Origin of the sequence: Pseudomonas sp. FP1762 (assembly GCF_030687105.1) — a bacterium.
Lineage (GTDB): Bacteria > Pseudomonadota > Gammaproteobacteria > Pseudomonadales > Pseudomonadaceae > Aquipseudomonas > Aquipseudomonas siliginis.
In genome coordinates this window covers 5,239,710-5,254,901 of record NZ_CP117458.1, presented here as the reverse complement: position 1 = coordinate 5,254,901, position 15,192 = coordinate 5,239,710, and the positions used below count along the sequence as shown (strand labels likewise).

The following is a 15,192-nucleotide window of genomic DNA, read 5'->3' as shown; positions in this document are numbered from 1 at the left end:
CCTTAATACAGCGCCGCAAACACTTTGCGACGGTAAGCCGTCACCAACGGATGATCATTGCCCAGCAGTTCGAACACCTGCAGCAAGGTCTTGTGCGGCAAGCCTTCGCCGTAGCTGCGGTTGCGGATGAACAGTTTGAGCAAGGCGTCCAGCGCCGCTTCGTATTGCTGGCGCGCCAGTTGCTGGATCGCCAGTTGGTACACCGCTTCATCATCCTGCGGATTTTGCGCCAGGCGGCTTTTCAGGTCGGCGGCGTCCGGCAGGTCGCGGGCGAGGCCGAGGAACTGGATCTGCGCCTTGGCCCCAGCGAGTGCGGCTTTGTGCTCATCGCTCTTGACCGCGTCGAGCACGGTTTGCGCTTCGCCCAGCTCACCGCGTTCGGTCAGGCAGCGTGCGTAAAGGATCAGCGCCCTGGCGTTGGTATTGTCTTCATTGAGCAGGGTCACCAGCGCCGCTTCCGCCTCGGCGAAGTGACCTTCGTCGAACATCGCCTGAGCCTGTTCGAACGGGTCGGCAGCGGCCGGTGGCGGCATCTGCACATGCGGTTCGAGCAGGGCGCGCACGGCGGATTCCGGTTGTGCCCCGGCAAAGCCATCGACCGGCTGACCGTCCTTGAACAGCACCACGGTCGGCAGGCTGCGGATGCCGAAGCGGGCGACGATGTCCTGCTCGATGTCGCAGTTGACCTTGGCCAGCAGCAACTCGCCCTGATAGCTCTCGGCAATGCCTTGCAGCATCGGCATCAACGCCTTGCACGGCGCACACCATTCGGCCCAGAAATCCACCAGCACCGGTTTGTTGAAGGAGGCTTCGATCACCGACTGGTCGAAATCGGCAGTCGTGGCGTCGAAGATGTACGGCGTTTGCTCACTCATGGGGGATCTCGTCAAAGCGTGGATGGGGCAACTATAAGGCTTGGTGGGGGGTGGCCGGAAGCGGGGCGGGTCGAGAGGTGTGTTGCATGGGCGGACGCCTTCGCGAGCAGGCTCGCTCCCACAGGGGATTTATGAACGGCACAGATCCAGTGTGGGAGCGAGCCTGCTCGCGAAGCTTTTAGCTAGCGCCGAGCATGGTAGAGGCTGACATGTCTGAATTCTTCGGGCTCCGCCAGATCGGGGAGGGTCATCGCCTCCAGCATCTCGATCCGTTCATACAACGGATGCCGAAAATCCCGCACCCGTGAATCCGCCACCAGCGCCTCGCGTCCGCGAGTGAGAAACGCGTCGAGCAGCGGCAAGTTCGCCCGGTCGTACAACACGTCGGCGACCAGGATCAGATCGAAGCGATCGGCTTCGGCAAAGAAATCCGTCGAGTAGCTCATCTGCACAGCATTGAGCTCGGCATTTGCCCGGCAAGCGGCGATCGCCAACGGATCGAGATCGCAGGCCACCACTTCCAGCGCCCCGGCCTTCACCGCCGCGATCCCGGCGATCCCGGAACCGGCGCCGAAATCCAGCACGCGCTTGCCGCGCACCCACTCTGGAAACTGTGCCAGATAACGCGCCACGGCCAAGCCGCTGGCCCAGCAAAAGCTCCAATAGGGCGGTTCATGCAGGATGCGCTGGGTTTCTTCCTGGCTGAATTCGCGGGCCATGTTGTCACCGTCGATCAGCCACAGCTGCAAATCGGTGCCGGGCAACGCGCAGGCTTTCAGTCTGGCGTCGCCGAGCAATTCCCCCAAGGCCTGTTGCAGGTCGAGCGGTGCTGTCATGGCGCTTTGACGAATTGCAGCTGGCCCAAAGCCTGAGTGGTCGGTTGAGTGATGGTCTGCGACGGCAGGTGCAGGATCAATTGCCCGGACTGGCTGGCGCGACCGCGCAGCTCGACCCGTGCGCCGGCCGGAAACGCCTCGGGGTTGAACCGCAGGTGGAACGGCAGAATCTGGTTGTTGCCGATCAGGCTGGAACTGGCGAGCAGTTGCTGTGGGCGGTCCTTTTCATCGATCACCAGCAGCGCCAGTTCGACTTCGGCGCCGGCCGGCACCCCTTGCAGGCTGCCGCTCAATTCGCGCTGATGCGCCGGCAGCGGGCCGAGTTCGGCAGCCTCTTTGGCTTTTTTCTGCGCCTGCTGCGGCGCGGGGCCTGGCGTCGGCGGTTGCGGCTTGGGTGCGTCGCTGCCACAGGCCACCAGCAGGCTGAAAAGACTGAGCAGAACGAGCGGACGTAACGGCATTGGAGGCTCCGGCAGAATGAATTCCATGGATCAGACGATCATGCCGTTCTGTATACCGCAAAGCCTATGGCTTGTCTTGCCACGGGGATGCGCTACCATGGCCCTCCCATTTTTTGTTGCCAGCCACCATGCACTGTCCCTTCTGCGGTGCCAACGACACCAAGGTCATCGACTCGCGTCTGGTCGCCGAGGGCGAACAGGTGCGCCGCCGGCGTGAATGCCTGGCCTGCGGCGAACGATTCACGACGTTCGAGACGGCCGAACTGGTGTTGCCGCGCCTGATCAAAACCGACGGCAGCCGCCAACCGTTCGACGAAGAAAAACTCCGCGCCGGCATGCAACGCGCGCTGGAGAAACGTCCGGTCAGCGTCGAGCGTCTCGAATCCTCTCTGGTCCACATCAAGCACAAGCTGCGCGCCACCGGCGAACGCGAGGTCAAGTCCCTCGTGGTCGGCGAACTGGTCATGGCCGAGCTGCAAAAGCTCGATGAAGTCGCCTATATCCGCTTCGCTTCGGTGTACAAGCGCTTCCAGGACCTCAATGAATTCCGCGAAGAGATCGACCGCCTCGCCCGCGAACCGGTGAAAGAATGACCACCGCCGCCGAGCAGGCGATCCTCGACGCGCATTTCATGGCCCGCGCGCTGGAACTGGCGCGCAAGGGCCACTACACCACCCATCCCAATCCGCGGGTCGGTTGCGTGGTGGTGCGTGACGGGCAGATTGTCGGCGAAGGCTGGCATGAGCGCGCCGGCGAACCCCATGCCGAAGTCCACGCCCTGCGCGCCGCCGGCGAGCAGGCCCGGGGCGCCACGGCGTACGTCACCCTCGAACCTTGCAGCCACCACGGGCGCACGCCGCCGTGTGCCGATGCCTTGGTGACCGCTGGCGTTGCCCGGGTCGTGGCGGCGATGCGTGATCCCAATCCACAAGTTGCCGGGCGCGGTTTGCAGCGCCTGGCCGAGGCCGGTATCGCCACTGAAAGTGGGGTGCTGGAAGCGGAAGCACGCAAGCTCAATCAAGGTTTTCTGAAACGCATGGAACATGGCTTGCCATTCGTGCGGGTCAAGTTGGCCATGAGCCTCGACGGGCGCACGGCGATGGAAAGCGGCGAGAGCCAATGGATCACCGGCCCGGCGGCGCGTTCGGCGGTGCAGCGTTTGCGCGCTGAGGCGGCGGTGGTGCTGACCGGCGCCGATACGGTGCTGGCCGACGGCGCGCGGTTGACCGTGCGCGCGGACGAACTCGGTCTCGACAGCGACCAAACTGCGCTGGCCATGAGCCGCCCGCCATTGCGCGTGTTGATCGATGGCCGCCTGCGAGTGCCGCTGGATGCGCCGTTCTTCAAGGCCGGGCCGGCGCTGGTGGCCACCTGTGTCGCAGTGGAAGAGCAATACGCCAATGGCCCGGAATGCCTGATCGTGCCGGGTGCCGACGGCCAGGTCGATCTGCATCAATTGCTTATCGAACTGGCCAATCGAGGCACCAACGAGGTGCTGGTCGAGGCCGGGCCGCGTCTGGCCGGCGCCTTTGCGCAACTGGGGCTGGTCGACGAATTCGTGATCTTCATTGCCGGCAAATTCCTCGGCTCCACGGCGCGTCCGCTGCTCGACTGGCCGCTGGCGCAGATGAAAGATGCGCCGGAACTGAAAATCACTGAAATCCGCGCGGTGGGCGATGACTGGCGAGTCACTGCGATCCCTGTCCCTGCAGCCCGCGTATAATTCCCGGCCATCGCGTTAGCGCTGGCCTCGTTCTCAAGGAGAACCCCATGTTCACCGGCATCATCGAATCCATCGGCAGTATCCGCGCACTGACCCCAAAGGGCGGTGATGTGCGGGTGCACGTCGCAACCGGCAAGCTCGATCTGAGCGACGTCAAACTCGGCGACAGCATCGCGGTCAACGGCGTTTGCCTGACCGCCGTCGAGTTGCCGGGCGACGGCTTTGCCGCCGACGTCAGCCGCGAAACCCTCGATTGCACCGCCATGAATGACCTGAAAGGCGGCAGCCCGGTCAATCTGGAAAAAGCCCTGACCCCGACCACTCGCCTCGGCGGGCATCTGGTCAGCGGACACGTCGACGGCGTCGGTGAAGTGGTATCGCGCAGCGACAATGCCCGTGCCGTGGAATTTCGCATCCGTGCGCCGAAAGAACTGGCCAAGTACATCGCCCATAAAGGCTCGATCACCGTCGACGGCACCAGCCTGACCGTGAACGAAGTCGATGGCGCCGAATTCATGCTGACGATCATTCCGCACACCCTCAGCGAAACCATCATGGCTTCATACAAGCCGGGCCGCCGGGTGAATCTGGAAGTCGACCTGCTGGCGCGTTATCTGGAGCGTCTGCTGCTGGGTGACAAGGCTGCAGAAAAGACTGCCGGCAGCACCATCACCGAAAGCTTTCTGGCCCAAAACGGCTACCTCAAATAATTCAAAAGAAGGGGGTGCCTTGTGGCGCTCAATAGCATCGAAGAACTGGTTGAAGACATCCGCCAAGGCAAGATGGTCATCCTCATGGATGACGAAGACCGCGAGAACGAAGGCGACCTGATCATGGCCGCCGAATGCTGCCAGGCCGAACACATCAACTTCATGGCCAAGCACGCCCGTGGCCTGATCTGCATGCCGATGAGCCGTGAGCGCTGCGAACTGTTGAAGCTGCCGCTGATGGCGCCACGCAACGGTTCCGGTTTCGGCACCAAGTTCACCGTTTCGATCGAAGCCGCCGAAGGCGTGACCACCGGCATCTCCGCCGCCGATCGCGCGCGCACCGTGCAAGCGGCAGCCGCCAAAGACGCCAAGGCTGAAGACATCGTCAGCCCGGGTCACATTTTCCCGCTGATGGCCCAGGCCGGCGGCACCCTCGCTCGCGCCGGCCACACCGAAGCCGCTTGCGACCTGGCGCGCATGGCCGGTTTCGAGCCGAGCGGAGTGATCTGCGAAGTGATGAACGACGACGGCACCATGTCCCGTCGCGCTGAACTCGAAGCATTCGCCGCCGAACACAACATCAAGATCGGCACCATCGCCGACCTGATTCACTACCGGATGATCCACGAACGTACCGTTCAGCGGATTGCCGAGCAGCCGCTGGACAGCGAACTGGGCCAATTCAACCTGGTGACCTATCGTGATTCGGTGGAAGGCGACGTGCACATGGCCCTGACGCTGGGCACTGTCTGCGCTGAGGAGCCGACGCTGGTTCGCGTGCACAACATGGACCCGCTGCGCGACCTGCTGATGGTCAAGCAACCGGGCCGCTGGAGCCTGCGCGCCGCCATGGCTGCGGTCGCCGAGGCCGGCAGCGGTGTGGTGCTGCTGCTCGGTCACCCGCTTGATGGTGACGTGCTGCTGGCGCATATCCGTGAAACCGGCGAGCAGGCAGCGCCGAAAAAACCGACCACCTACAGCATTGTCGGGGCCGGTTCGCAGATCCTGCGTGACCTCGGCGTGCGCAAGATGCGCTTGATGTCGGCACCAATGAAATTCAATGCGATATCCGGTTTTGATCTGGAAGTTGTAGAATACGTGCCCTCCGAATAATGACCGGCTGTTTCCGGACTCCGATTCGCGGCAAATAATCACTGAGGGACGCGTAGCAGACGCGTCCCGGCTCTTTAAGAGAACTGACGAATGACCCTGAAGACCATCGAAGGTACCTTCATCGCCCCCAAAGGCCGCTACGCTCTGGTAGTGGGCCGCTTCAACAGCTTCGTGGTTGAAAGCCTGGTCAGCGGTGCCGTTGATGCCCTGGTTCGCCACGGCGTGAGCGAAAGCGACATCACCATCATCCGCGCACCGGGCGCCTTCGAAATCCCGCTGGTTGCGCAGAAAGTCGCCCAGAAAGGCGAGTTCGCAGCGATCATCGCTCTTGGCGCGGTCATTCGTGGCGGTACTCCGCACTTCGAATACGTGGCTGGCGAGTGCACCAAAGGCCTGGCCCAGGTTTCCATGGAATTCGGCGTACCGGTTGCGTTCGGTGTGCTGACCGTTGATTCCATCGAACAAGCCATCGAACGTTCCGGCACCAAGGCCGGTAACAAAGGTGCCGAAGCTGCCCTGTCCGCTCTGGAAATGGTCAGCCTGCTGGCACAGTTGGAGGCCAAGTGATTAGCGACGAAAGCGATCGTTTCAACCCGCGCGATCCGAAACCTGCGGATGCCGGCAAGCCGTCGAAGAGCGCCAAGCGTCGCGAAGCCCGTCAGCTCGCGACCCAGGCGCTGTACCAGTGGCACATGGCCCGGCAATCGCTGAACGAGATCGAAGCGCAGTTTCGCGTTGATAACGATTTCACCGATGTTGACGGTGCCTACTTCCGTGAAATCCTTCACGGGGTTCCGCAGTTCAAGACCGAAATCGACACCGCCCTGACGCCGTGCCTGGATCTGGCGATCGAAGAGCTGGACCCGGTTGAACTGGCGGTTCTGCGCCTGTCGACCTGGGAACTGCTCAAGCGCGTCGACGTGCCGTACCGCGTTGTGATCAACGAAGGTATCGAACTGGCCAAGGTGTTCGGTTCGACCGACGGCCACAAGTTCGTTAACGGTGTGCTCGACAAGCTGGCCCCGCGCCTGCGTGAAGCTGAAGTGAAGGCGTTCAAGCGCTGATCGGCGCTTGAATACTTTTTCTCGGCCATGGGCGAGTTTGAGCTGATCCGCAATTTCTTCGCCGCCGCGCCTTGTGCGCAGGGCGGCGAGGGCGTTGCTTTGGGGATCGGCGACGACTGCGCCTTGCTGGCAGTTCCCGTTGGGGAACAGCTGGCGGTTTCCACCGATACGCTGGTGGCCGGTGTGCATTTCGCCGACCCCTGCGATCCGTTTCTGCTCGGTCAGCGCTCGCTGGCCGTCGCGGTCAGTGACCTGGCCGCCATGGGCGCTGCCCCCGTTGCCTTTACCCTTGCCCTGACTCTACCGACGGTGACTGCCGATTGGCTGCAAGCCTATGCCCGGGGTTTGAATCGCATGGCGCAAAGCTGCGGCGTCGCCTTGGTCGGCGGCGATACCACGCGCGGGCCGTTGAGCCTGACGGTCACCGTGTTCGGCCGCGTACCCGCTGGCCAGGCCTTGACCCGCAGCGGTGCGCAGGCCGGTGATCTGCTCTGCGTCGGCGGCGAACTGGGCAATGCCGCCGGCGCCTTGCCGCTGGTATTGGCCCAACGTGATGCCGAAGCGCATATCGCCCGGCCGCTGCTCGAGCATTACTGGTCGCCACAGCCGCAACTGGCGCTCGGTCAGGCCCTGCGCGGCAAGGCCACGGCGGCACTGGACATCTCCGACGGCCTGCTCGCCGATTGCGGGCATATCGCGCTGGCGTCGAAGGTGCGACTTGAGATTGAACGCGAGCGTGTACCGTTGTCGGATGCTTTAGTCGCGTTTCTCGGCCAGCGCGGTGCCGAGCGCGCGGCATTGAGCGGTGGTGATGATTACGTACTGGCCTTCACCTTGCCGTCCGCCGAGTTGCCGGCACTGCTGGCCGACGGCTGGCCGATCCATGTGATCGGGCGAGTGCTGCCGGGCCAGGGCGTGGTGCTGCTGGACCGCGACCGACACGACATCACTCCGCAGATTCGCGGCTACCAACATTTTCAGGAGACACCGTGACAGATCACCCGAAACAGGTTCCTGCCGAATTCGTGCCTCCTTCGGTCTGGCGCAATCCGTGGCATTTCCTCGCGTTCGGCTTCGGCTCCGGCACCTTGCCAAAAGCGCCGGGCACGTGGGGCTCGCTGGTGGCGCTGCCGTTCATTCCGCTGTGGCAGATGCTGCCCGACTGGGGCTACTGGCTGATGCTTGGCATCACCATGCTGTTCGGCTTCTGGCTGTGCGGCAAAGTCGCTGACGATTTGCGCGTTCACGACCACGAAGGCATCGTCTGGGACGAAATGGTCGGCATGTGGATCACCCTGTGGCTGGTGCCGGAAGGCTGGTACTGGTTGCTCGCGGGTTTTCTGGTGTTCCGCTTCTTCGATATTCTCAAGCCGTGGCCGATCCGCTGGATCGACAAGCATGTGCATGGCGGCGTCGGCATCATGCTCGACGACGTGCTGGCCGGTGTGTTCGCCTGGCTGGCGATGCAAGGGCTGGTATGGGTATTCGCCTGATTCGACTCACGTGAGGAACCACGCAATGCTGCGACGCGGGTTGGCGCTGCTGCTTCTGGCTCTGCTGGGCACGTTCGCCCACGCGCAGGCCGCCGCGCCTGTGCCTGCGGTCATCCACCTGGCCAGCGAAGACTGGGAGGATTACACCGCCGCCGATGGCCATGGTCTGGCCTGGGACGTGTTGCGCAAAGTGTTCGAGCCGGCCGGGGTCAAGCTGGATATTCGCACGGTGCCGTACACCCGTTCGATCGGGCTGGTGCAGTTGAAGGAAGTCGACGCGCTGGTCGGCTCCTACCGCGACGAAGCCACGCAGGTGCTGTACCCGCAGTGGAAGTTCGATTCCGATCACATCTACGCGCTGGGCCTGGCCAGCAGCCCGCCGCCGACCCTGGCGACCCTGGGCAGATACCGTTTGGCCTGGGTGCGCGGCTACCGTTACGAAAACTACTTGCCGAACATCCAGCGCTTCAACCAGATCGAAAGGCGCACCGGCATTCTGCTGATACTCAAGCAGGGCCGGGCGGATTACTACATCGATGCGCTGACCGAGATTGAAGCGGTCGTGCGCGATGCCGCAGATCCCGCGCAGTTTCGCTATTCGCATCTGGCTGAGTTGCCGCTGTTTCTCGGTTTCGCTGATACCCCGCAGGCTCGCGCGTTGATGGCGCTGTATGACCGGCGCATGGCGGAACTGGTCAAGAGCGGAGAGCTGAAGCCGGTCTTCGAGAGGTGGAAGCAGCCGTATCCGTTCAACCCGAACTGAAGCCCAACGCAAATCCCTGTAGGAGCTGCGGCACGCTGCGATCTTTTGATCTTGATATCAAGCCAGATCAAAAGATCGCAGCCTCGTTGCACTCGACAGCTCCTACAGGGAGCGGCGGTGCTGGCGGCAGCTGTCATCAAACTTTTTGATGTTTATGCCCGATAATTCAGCCTAAGCGTCTACAGGAACCTGCTGTTACAATGCCGGCCTGCGAATTTTCAGTCTTCTAGATCAGGAGCACATCGGTGCCTGTCGTCTTCGTCGCCGCTTCCAAGCTGCCAACGCCTTTTGCGCAATTCACCATGCACGGCTTTCTCGATGAGAGCACCGGGCGTGAGCACGTCGTGCTGAGCCTCGGTGAAATTGCCGATGGCGCCCCGGTACTCGGTCGCCTGCATTCCGAATGCCTGACCGGCGATGCCTTGTTCAGCCAGCGTTGTGACTGCGGCTCGCAACTGGAAGCCGCGTTGCAGGCGATCGCCCGCGAAGGCCGGGGCGTGCTGCTGTATCTGCGTCAGGAAGGGCGCGGCATCGGGCTGCTGAACAAGATCCGTGCCTACGAGTTGCAGGACGGCGGCGCTGACACCGTAGAAGCCAACGAGCGTCTGGGCTTTGCCGCCGATCAGCGCGACTACGCCATGTGCCTGCCGATGCTCGAACACCTGGGCGTGAAATCCCTGCGCTTGATGACCAACAACCCGCGCAAGGTCAAAGCGCTGACCGACATGGGCATCGTCGTCGCCGAACGCGTGCCGCTGCACACCGGGCACAATCCGCACAACAAACTCTACCTGGCCACCAAGGCCAGCAAGCTCGACCACATGATGGGCAACGAGCATCAGGGCGAGGCCGACCGCGCGTGACCCGCGGCCAGGTGCGGCGGCGGTTGTCGGTGGCATGGTGGCAATACCTGGCGCTGGCCCTGTTGCCGCTGTTTGTGCTTAACGCGCTGTTCGGTGAAGGCCAGGGCCTGCTGCCGGTGCTGGCGATGCCCTTGTTCATCGCCGGCGTCGCCTCGATGTTTGTCAGCCTCAAGTATTTCGCCCGCTACAAACACGCCCTGATCGCCACGCAAAAAGCCCTCGATACCGCCGAAGAACCCGCCGCCTGGATTGCCCTTGCGGCGCGTCGGCGTGCAGCGTTGCTGGTGGCGTCTTTGCCGGCGTGGATTGGCGCGCTGGCGGTGTTCGTCGGCCTCGAAGCCGTGCCGTTGATGCTGCTGGCGCTGTCCACCGCCGTGCTGTTCTACCTCTACCGTATTCCGCGTCAACTCGGTTGATGCCTCGCCTGTGGCTGGCGGTTGTGCTGCTCGCCCTGAGCAGTCAGGTTCCGGCCGCATTGCGGGTGGTCAGCCTCGCGCCGTCGCTTTCCGAAATCGTCGTTGAACTGGACTCTGCCGACCTGTTGGTCGGCGTGCTGGATGCGGGCGAGCGGCCGGCAGCCATTGCCGATGTTCCATCAGTGGGCCGCTACGGCCAGCTCGATATGGAGCGCTTGCTAAGCCTGAAACCGGATTTGCTGCTGCTCTGGCCCGGCAGCGTCGGCGCCGGGCAGCGTGATCAGCTCAAGCGCCTGAACATTCCAACCTTCGTCGCCGAGCCGCATACGTTGACGCAACTGGCGACGCAAATTGAAGCGATCAGCAAACAGCTCGGGCGTCCAGAACGTGGGGCGAAACGAGCGGCCGAATTGCGCGAGCAACTGAATGATCTGCGCCAGCGTTATAGCCGTGACGAACCGCTGCGGGTTTTCTATCAAGTCTGGGACAAACCGCTATACACCGTCGGTGGCGGGCAGATCATCAGCGATGCGCTTGAAGTGTGCGGTGCGCGCAATGTGTTTGCCGAGCTGAATCTGCCGGCACCGCAGGTGAGTATCGAGGCGGTATTGCAGCGTGATCCCGAAGTGATTGTCGCCGGTGACCAGGCGCAGCTAGGCGCGTGGAAGGCCTGGCCGCAGGTGGCAGCAGTCAGGCAGGGGAGACTGCTATTGGTCAGTGACAAAGGTCTGGAACGGCCCAGTGGTCAGATGATCAGTGCGACCGCCAAACTCTGCCAATTGATCGCGCCGGATCGGTAGACCGCATCGCCTGTATTCGCGAGCAGGCTCGCTCCCACACTGGATTTGCGGTGAAAACAAACTGTGTGGCCGCACTCAGTCTACTGTGGGAGCGAGCCTGCTCGCGAAGAGGCCAGCCAGCCAATACAAATCTCAGCTCAGAGTTCAGGAGTCCAGGTGACCCCAAACATCCACGCCCGACCTTCCTCGCGATAGCCATACTGCGCGCCGTCATAGCTGTAGTTCGCCCGGCTGTAGCCCTTGTCCAGCAAGTTATCTACCTTCAGATCCAGCTTGATCTCACGGTTCAACGCCCAACTGCTGCGCAGCCCGAGCGTGCCGTAGCCGCCCAGCGACTGGGTGTTGTTCAAATCATCGTAACTGCCACTGACCAACTGCCAACTGGCGCCCACTCCCAAGCGATCGAACTGCCGGTCAAGATCCCAACTGGCCGTGCGCCGCGCCCGTCGCGCCAGCGTATGCCCGGTATCGCGATCTCGCGGGTCAATGATTGCCACGCCGAGATTGCTCTGCCAGCCAAACAGCTCCTGCTTCAGCGCTGCTTCAAAACCGTTGATGCGCGCTGACGCAACGTTCTGCGGGCGTGAGTTGCTACCGAAGATGATCGCGTCTTGCAGATCGGTGCGGTAAATCGAGGCCTCGAGCCGCGCGCTGTCGCTCAATTGGCTGCGCCATTGCAGTTCGTAGCTTTTTGAGGTTTCCGGTTTCAGGTCGGGATTGCTGAAATCCGGGTAGTACAGGTCGTTGAAGGTCGGCGCGCGGAAACCTTCGCTGTAGCTCAGCAGCACGTCGTTATCCGGATTGAGCGGCAGGGTGAAAGTGCCGCTCCAAGTGTTCTGGCTGCCGAACTGCTGGTTGTCGTCGTGGCGCACGCCGATCTCGGTGGAGAAGCTGTCGGCCTGATAGCGATGCTGGATGAACGCTGCGCGATTCCAGCGGCTGTCCTCGTCGAACGCAGTGCTGCTGTTGATCCGGTCTTCGTACCAGTCACCACCGAGGATCAGGCTGTTGCGCGGGTCGAGCGTCAGGTCGTTCTGCCAGTTCACTGAGTCGCGATAGGTGTTGAACACCGTGCGCTCGTCACTGAGCTTGTCGAAAGTCTTCTCGCGGTTTTCGCTGTGGCCGAATTCGACGCGGGTTTTCCAGGTTTCGTTGACCCGCGCATCGACGTAACTGCTCACGCTACTGATATTGAAGTCGCTGTACGGCTGCTGTTGCACCGACTCAAACGTGTCCATGTCGAAGCGGCCGAACGGATTGTCGAATTCGCTCCTGCCACGGTTATCCAGCAGATTGGCGCCGACTTCGATGTCCTCGTTCAGCGCGTGGCTGAGGCTCAGACTCAGGGATTTGTTGCGGTAGGCGTCATGGTCGCTGTCGCTTGGATACGACTCGTGGGTACGGTCGATCCCGGCCGTTTCGTCGAGGCTGGCGCCGAGGTTGAAGCGGGTCTTCTCGTCGCCGCCGGACAAGCCGAGGCTGCGCTCCCATGTCTGCTGACTGCCGAAGCCCAGATGCAGGCGTGGCTGCAAGCCTTGCCCAGTGCCGCGTCGGGTGAAGATCTGGATCACCCCGCCAATCGCGTCGCTGCCATAAATCACCGAGCGCGAGCCGCGCAGCACTTCGACTCGCTCGATCTGCTCGATGTTCAGATGTTGCAGATTACTGTCGCCGGAAGTCGAATTGCCGATGCGCTGGCCATCGACCAGCACCAGGCTCTGCGCCGATTGCGTGCCGCGAATGTAGATCCCCGGCAGACTGCCGCGCCCGCCAGTCTGCGCCACTTGCACGCCGGGCACGCGACGCAGCAGATCGGGCACGTCGCTTGGTTGCAGGCGATCAATGTCTTCGCGGGTGAACACGGTGTTGGCGGCGCTGCTGTCGTTGCGCGCCTCGACCTGACGATTGGCGCTGATCAGCGTGTCCGGCAGCTTCAGCGCCTGATCGCGCTCGAAGGTGTCGGCGACAGCGCTTGCGGTTGGCAGCAGGAGGAAGGGCAGGGCGAGGCGGGAGAGGTTCATGGCAATCTATGGTCTTTGCAAAACCATGTAGGAGCTGCCGAAGGCTGCGATCTTTTGATTTTGCTTTTTAAAGGTTCCGGAGCTGCCGAAGAGCAAGATCAAAAGATCGCAGCCTTCGGCAGCTCCTACAAGGGATTGCGTCAGCTGTTGAGCAAATCCAGTCGCTGGCGAATCGACGCTTCGATCCCGGCCTCATCCAGCCCGCACTCGGCAAGCATCTGCGCCGGTTTCGCATGCTCGACATAGATATCCGGCAAGCCCAGATGCAGCATCGACTTGAGGATGTTCTCGCGGGCGAGGAATTCGCTGACCGCGCCACCGGCGCCGCCCATGATTGCGTTCTCTTCGATAGTCACCAGCAACTCGTGGTTGCCGGCGATCTCGCGCACCAGCGCTTCATCCAGCGGTTTGACGAAACGCATGTCGACCACGGTGGCGTCGAGCTTCTCGGCGACTTTCAAGGCTTCGCTCAGTTGCACGCCGAACACCAGCATGGCGACCTTGCTGCCCTGACGACGGACGATGCCCTTGCCGATTTCGATCGCTTCGAGATCTTTTTCGATGACTGCATTCGGCCCGCTGCCACGCGGGTAACGCACTGCCGCCGGGCCGTTGTAGAGGTGGCCGGTGGTGAGCATTTTGCGCAATTCGTTTTCATCGCTCGGGGTCATGATGAGCATGCCCGGGATGCAGCGCAGGTAGGACAGGTCATAGCTGCCAGCGTGGGTCGGGCCGTCTTCGCCGACCAGACCGGCGCGGTCGATGGCGAACAGCACGTCGAGGTTCTGCACCGCGACGTCGTGTACCAACTGGTCGTAACCGCGTTGCAGGAATGTCGAATAGATCGCCACCACCGGTTTCGCGCCTTCGCAGGCCATGCCGGCGGCGAACGTTACCGCGTGCTGCTCGGCAATCGCCACGTCGAAATAACGCTCCGGGAAACGCTCGCTGAACGCCACCAGATCCGAGCCTTCCTTCATCGCCGGGGTGATCCCGACCAGACGCGCGTCAGCCGCCGCCATGTCGCACAGCCACTCGCCGAACACCGCCGAATACTTCGGCCCGCTGGCGGCTTTCGGCGCGGCGGCCGGGGCGTCCAGTGGTTCGAGTTTGGTGATGGCGTGGTAGCCGATCGGGTCAACTTCCGCCGGGGCGAAGCCTTTGCCTTTTTTGGTGACGATGTGCAGGAACTGCGGGCCTTTGAGATCGCGCATGTTGCGCAGGGTGGCGATCAAGGTTGGCAGATCGTGGCCGTCGATCGGGCCGATGTAATTCCAGCCCAGCTCTTCGAACAGGGTGCCGGGGACCAGCATGCCTTTGGCATATTCTTCGGTACGACGGGCGATTTCCCAGGCGCCGGGCAGGCGCGAAAGGACTTTCTTGCTGCCCTCGCGCATGCTTGCGTAGGTGCGGCTGGAAAGGATCTTCGCCAGATAATTCGACAGCCCGCCGACGTTGCGCGAGATCGACATATCGTTGTCGTTGAGAATCACCAGCATGTTGGCGTTCACTTCCGGCGCATGGTTGAGCGCCTCGAAGGCCATGCCGGCGGTCAGCGCGCCGTCGCCGATCACGGCAATGGCCTTGCGATCGCTGTCCTGCAGGCGGGCAGCAATGGCCATGCCCAGCGCAGCGCTGATCGAGGTGCTGGAGTGGCCGACGCCAAAGGTGTCGTACTCGCTCTCGGAGCGGCGTGGGAACGCGGCAATGCCGTCCTTCTGACGCAGGCTGGCCATGCGCTCGCGGCGACCGGTGAGGATCTTGTGCGGATACGCCTGATGCCCGACGTCCCACAGCAGACGGTCGTCCGGGGTGTCGAAGACGTAATGCAGCGCGATGGTCAGCTCGATCACGCCCAGGCCGGCACCGAAATGCCCACCGGTCTGGCCGACCGTGTAGAGCAATTCCAGGCGCAACTCATCGGCCAGGGTTTCCAGCTCGGCTTCGCCTAACCGGCGCAGGCCGTCCGGCGTGTTCGCGCGGTCGAGCAGGGGCGTGGTCGGGCGCTTGCGGGGAATCTCATGAAACGTCGTGGGCATCAGGCGAATCGTTAT

The 15,192-nt window shown here is 62.6% G+C and carries 17 protein-coding genes; 12 read left to right on the top strand and 5 right to left on the bottom strand.

Annotated elements, in window-relative coordinates; translation table 11 throughout:
* Positions 1-2 precede the first annotated feature (2 nt).
* The 3 genes from trxA to PSH90_RS23455 form a co-directional block, all read right to left on the bottom strand.
* Positions 3-875: a thioredoxin gene (gene trxA / locus PSH90_RS23465; RefSeq protein ID WP_056790736.1), complete on the bottom strand. Its 873-nt coding sequence runs from the start codon at positions 873-875 to the stop codon at positions 3-5.
* Positions 876-1,057: 182 nt separating this feature from the next.
* A complete protein-coding gene (locus PSH90_RS23460; protein WP_305381617.1) occupies positions 1,058-1,711 on the bottom strand; it encodes a methyltransferase in 654 nt (217 codons plus the stop codon).
* Positions 1,708-2,172 carry a YbaY family lipoprotein gene (locus PSH90_RS23455; RefSeq protein ID WP_024014493.1) on the bottom strand — a complete coding sequence of 155 codons (465 nt, stop codon included), beginning with the start codon at positions 2,170-2,172 and terminating at the stop codon, positions 1,708-1,710. The genes PSH90_RS23460 and PSH90_RS23455 overlap by 4 nt, the downstream gene beginning before the upstream one ends.
* A gap of 128 nt (positions 2,173-2,300) precedes the next feature.
* Here PSH90_RS23455 and nrdR point away from each other — a divergent pair, with 128 nt between their 5' ends.
* From nrdR to PSH90_RS23395, 12 genes are all read left to right on the top strand, one after another.
* Positions 2,301-2,765, top strand: a complete 465-nt coding sequence (nrdR, locus tag PSH90_RS23450) for a transcriptional regulator NrdR (RefSeq protein WP_007910946.1) — start codon at positions 2,301-2,303, stop codon at positions 2,763-2,765.
* A complete protein-coding gene (ribD, locus tag PSH90_RS23445) occupies positions 2,762-3,895 on the top strand; it encodes a bifunctional diaminohydroxyphosphoribosylaminopyrimidine deaminase/5-amino-6-(5-phosphoribosylamino)uracil reductase RibD (protein WP_252868362.1) in 1,134 nt (377 codons plus the stop codon). Before nrdR ends, ribD begins: the two co-directional genes overlap by 4 nt.
* A gap of 47 nt (positions 3,896-3,942) precedes the next feature.
* A complete protein-coding gene (locus PSH90_RS23440) occupies positions 3,943-4,605 on the top strand; it encodes a riboflavin synthase (RefSeq protein ID WP_095181928.1) in 663 nt (220 codons plus the stop codon).
* 21 nt (positions 4,606-4,626) lie between these two features.
* Positions 4,627-5,718, top strand: coding sequence for a bifunctional 3,4-dihydroxy-2-butanone-4-phosphate synthase/GTP cyclohydrolase II (gene ribBA, locus PSH90_RS23435; protein WP_039761895.1), 1,092 nt, complete (start codon positions 4,627-4,629; stop codon positions 5,716-5,718).
* Between the two features lie 90 nt (positions 5,719-5,808).
* The gene (gene ribE / locus PSH90_RS23430) at positions 5,809-6,285 is read left to right on the top strand and encodes a 6,7-dimethyl-8-ribityllumazine synthase (RefSeq protein WP_003228649.1); all 477 of its coding nucleotides are present in this window, start codon (positions 5,809-5,811) and stop codon (positions 6,283-6,285) included.
* Positions 6,282-6,782 (top strand): transcription antitermination factor NusB, encoded by a 501-nt coding sequence (gene nusB, locus PSH90_RS23425; protein WP_024014489.1) that lies wholly within the window; start codon positions 6,282-6,284, stop codon positions 6,780-6,782. Before ribE ends, nusB begins: the two co-directional genes overlap by 4 nt.
* 27 nt (positions 6,783-6,809) lie before the next feature.
* Positions 6,810-7,775, top strand: a complete 966-nt coding sequence (gene thiL, locus PSH90_RS23420; RefSeq protein ID WP_305381616.1) for a thiamine-phosphate kinase — start codon at positions 6,810-6,812, stop codon at positions 7,773-7,775.
* Positions 7,772-8,275, top strand: a complete 504-nt coding sequence (locus PSH90_RS23415; RefSeq protein ID WP_039761886.1) for a phosphatidylglycerophosphatase A — start codon at positions 7,772-7,774, stop codon at positions 8,273-8,275. Before thiL ends, PSH90_RS23415 begins: the two co-directional genes overlap by 4 nt.
* A 25-nt stretch (positions 8,276-8,300) precedes the next feature.
* Complete coding sequence (locus PSH90_RS23410) at positions 8,301-9,038, top strand: ABC transporter substrate-binding protein (protein ID WP_305381614.1); 738 nt, start codon at positions 8,301-8,303, stop codon at positions 9,036-9,038.
* Positions 9,039-9,283: 245 nt separating this feature from the next.
* Positions 9,284-9,901, top strand: a complete 618-nt coding sequence (ribA, locus tag PSH90_RS23405; RefSeq protein WP_041477692.1) for a GTP cyclohydrolase II — start codon at positions 9,284-9,286, stop codon at positions 9,899-9,901.
* On the top strand, positions 9,898-10,317 hold the full coding sequence (locus PSH90_RS23400) for an MFS transporter (protein ID WP_258603821.1): 420 nt from the start codon (positions 9,898-9,900) through the stop codon (positions 10,315-10,317). The genes ribA and PSH90_RS23400 overlap by 4 nt, the downstream gene beginning before the upstream one ends.
* Entirely contained in the window at positions 10,317-11,117 is an 801-nt protein-coding gene (locus PSH90_RS23395) for a cobalamin-binding protein (protein WP_305381613.1), read from the top strand. The genes PSH90_RS23400 and PSH90_RS23395 overlap by 1 nt, the downstream gene beginning before the upstream one ends.
* A gap of 137 nt (positions 11,118-11,254) precedes the next feature.
* Here the strand turns inward: PSH90_RS23395 and PSH90_RS23390 are convergent, their stop codons facing one another.
* Both PSH90_RS23390 and dxs read right to left on the bottom strand, forming a co-directional pair.
* Entirely contained in the window at positions 11,255-13,138 is a 1,884-nt protein-coding gene (locus PSH90_RS23390) for a TonB-dependent receptor domain-containing protein (RefSeq protein WP_305381612.1), read from the bottom strand.
* Between the two features lie 140 nt (positions 13,139-13,278).
* Positions 13,279-15,177 carry a 1-deoxy-D-xylulose-5-phosphate synthase gene (gene dxs / locus PSH90_RS23385; protein ID WP_150638375.1) on the bottom strand — a complete coding sequence of 633 codons (1,899 nt, stop codon included), beginning with the start codon at positions 15,175-15,177 and terminating at the stop codon, positions 13,279-13,281.
* Between the last annotated feature and the right edge of the window lie 15 nt (positions 15,178-15,192).

Excerpts from the sequence above, each read along its gene's own strand:
- trxA (WP_056790736.1), bottom strand. The coding sequence starts at position 875 with ATGAGTGAGCAAACGCCGTACATCTTCGACGCCACGACTGCCGATTTC.
- PSH90_RS23460 (WP_305381617.1), bottom strand. The coding sequence starts at position 1,711 with ATGACAGCACCGCTCGACCTGCAACAGGCCTTGGGGGAATTGCTCGGC.
- PSH90_RS23455 (WP_024014493.1), bottom strand. The coding sequence starts at position 2,172 with ATGCCGTTACGTCCGCTCGTTCTGCTCAGTCTTTTCAGCCTGCTGGTG.
- nrdR (WP_007910946.1), top strand. The coding sequence starts at position 2,301 with ATGCACTGTCCCTTCTGCGGTGCCAACGACACCAAGGTCATCGACTCG.
- ribD (WP_252868362.1), top strand. The coding sequence starts at position 2,762 with ATGACCACCGCCGCCGAGCAGGCGATCCTCGACGCGCATTTCATGGCC.
- PSH90_RS23440 (WP_095181928.1), top strand. The coding sequence starts at position 3,943 with ATGTTCACCGGCATCATCGAATCCATCGGCAGTATCCGCGCACTGACC.
- ribE (WP_003228649.1), top strand. The coding sequence starts at position 5,809 with ATGACCCTGAAGACCATCGAAGGTACCTTCATCGCCCCCAAAGGCCGC.
- thiL (WP_305381616.1), top strand. The coding sequence starts at position 6,810 with ATGGGCGAGTTTGAGCTGATCCGCAATTTCTTCGCCGCCGCGCCTTGT.
- PSH90_RS23410 (WP_305381614.1), top strand. The coding sequence starts at position 8,301 with ATGCTGCGACGCGGGTTGGCGCTGCTGCTTCTGGCTCTGCTGGGCACG.
- PSH90_RS23395 (WP_305381613.1), top strand. The coding sequence starts at position 10,317 with ATGCCTCGCCTGTGGCTGGCGGTTGTGCTGCTCGCCCTGAGCAGTCAG.
- PSH90_RS23390 (WP_305381612.1), bottom strand. The coding sequence starts at position 13,138 with ATGAACCTCTCCCGCCTCGCCCTGCCCTTCCTCCTGCTGCCAACCGCA.
- dxs (WP_150638375.1), bottom strand. The coding sequence starts at position 15,177 with ATGCCCACGACGTTTCATGAGATTCCCCGCAAGCGCCCGACCACGCCC.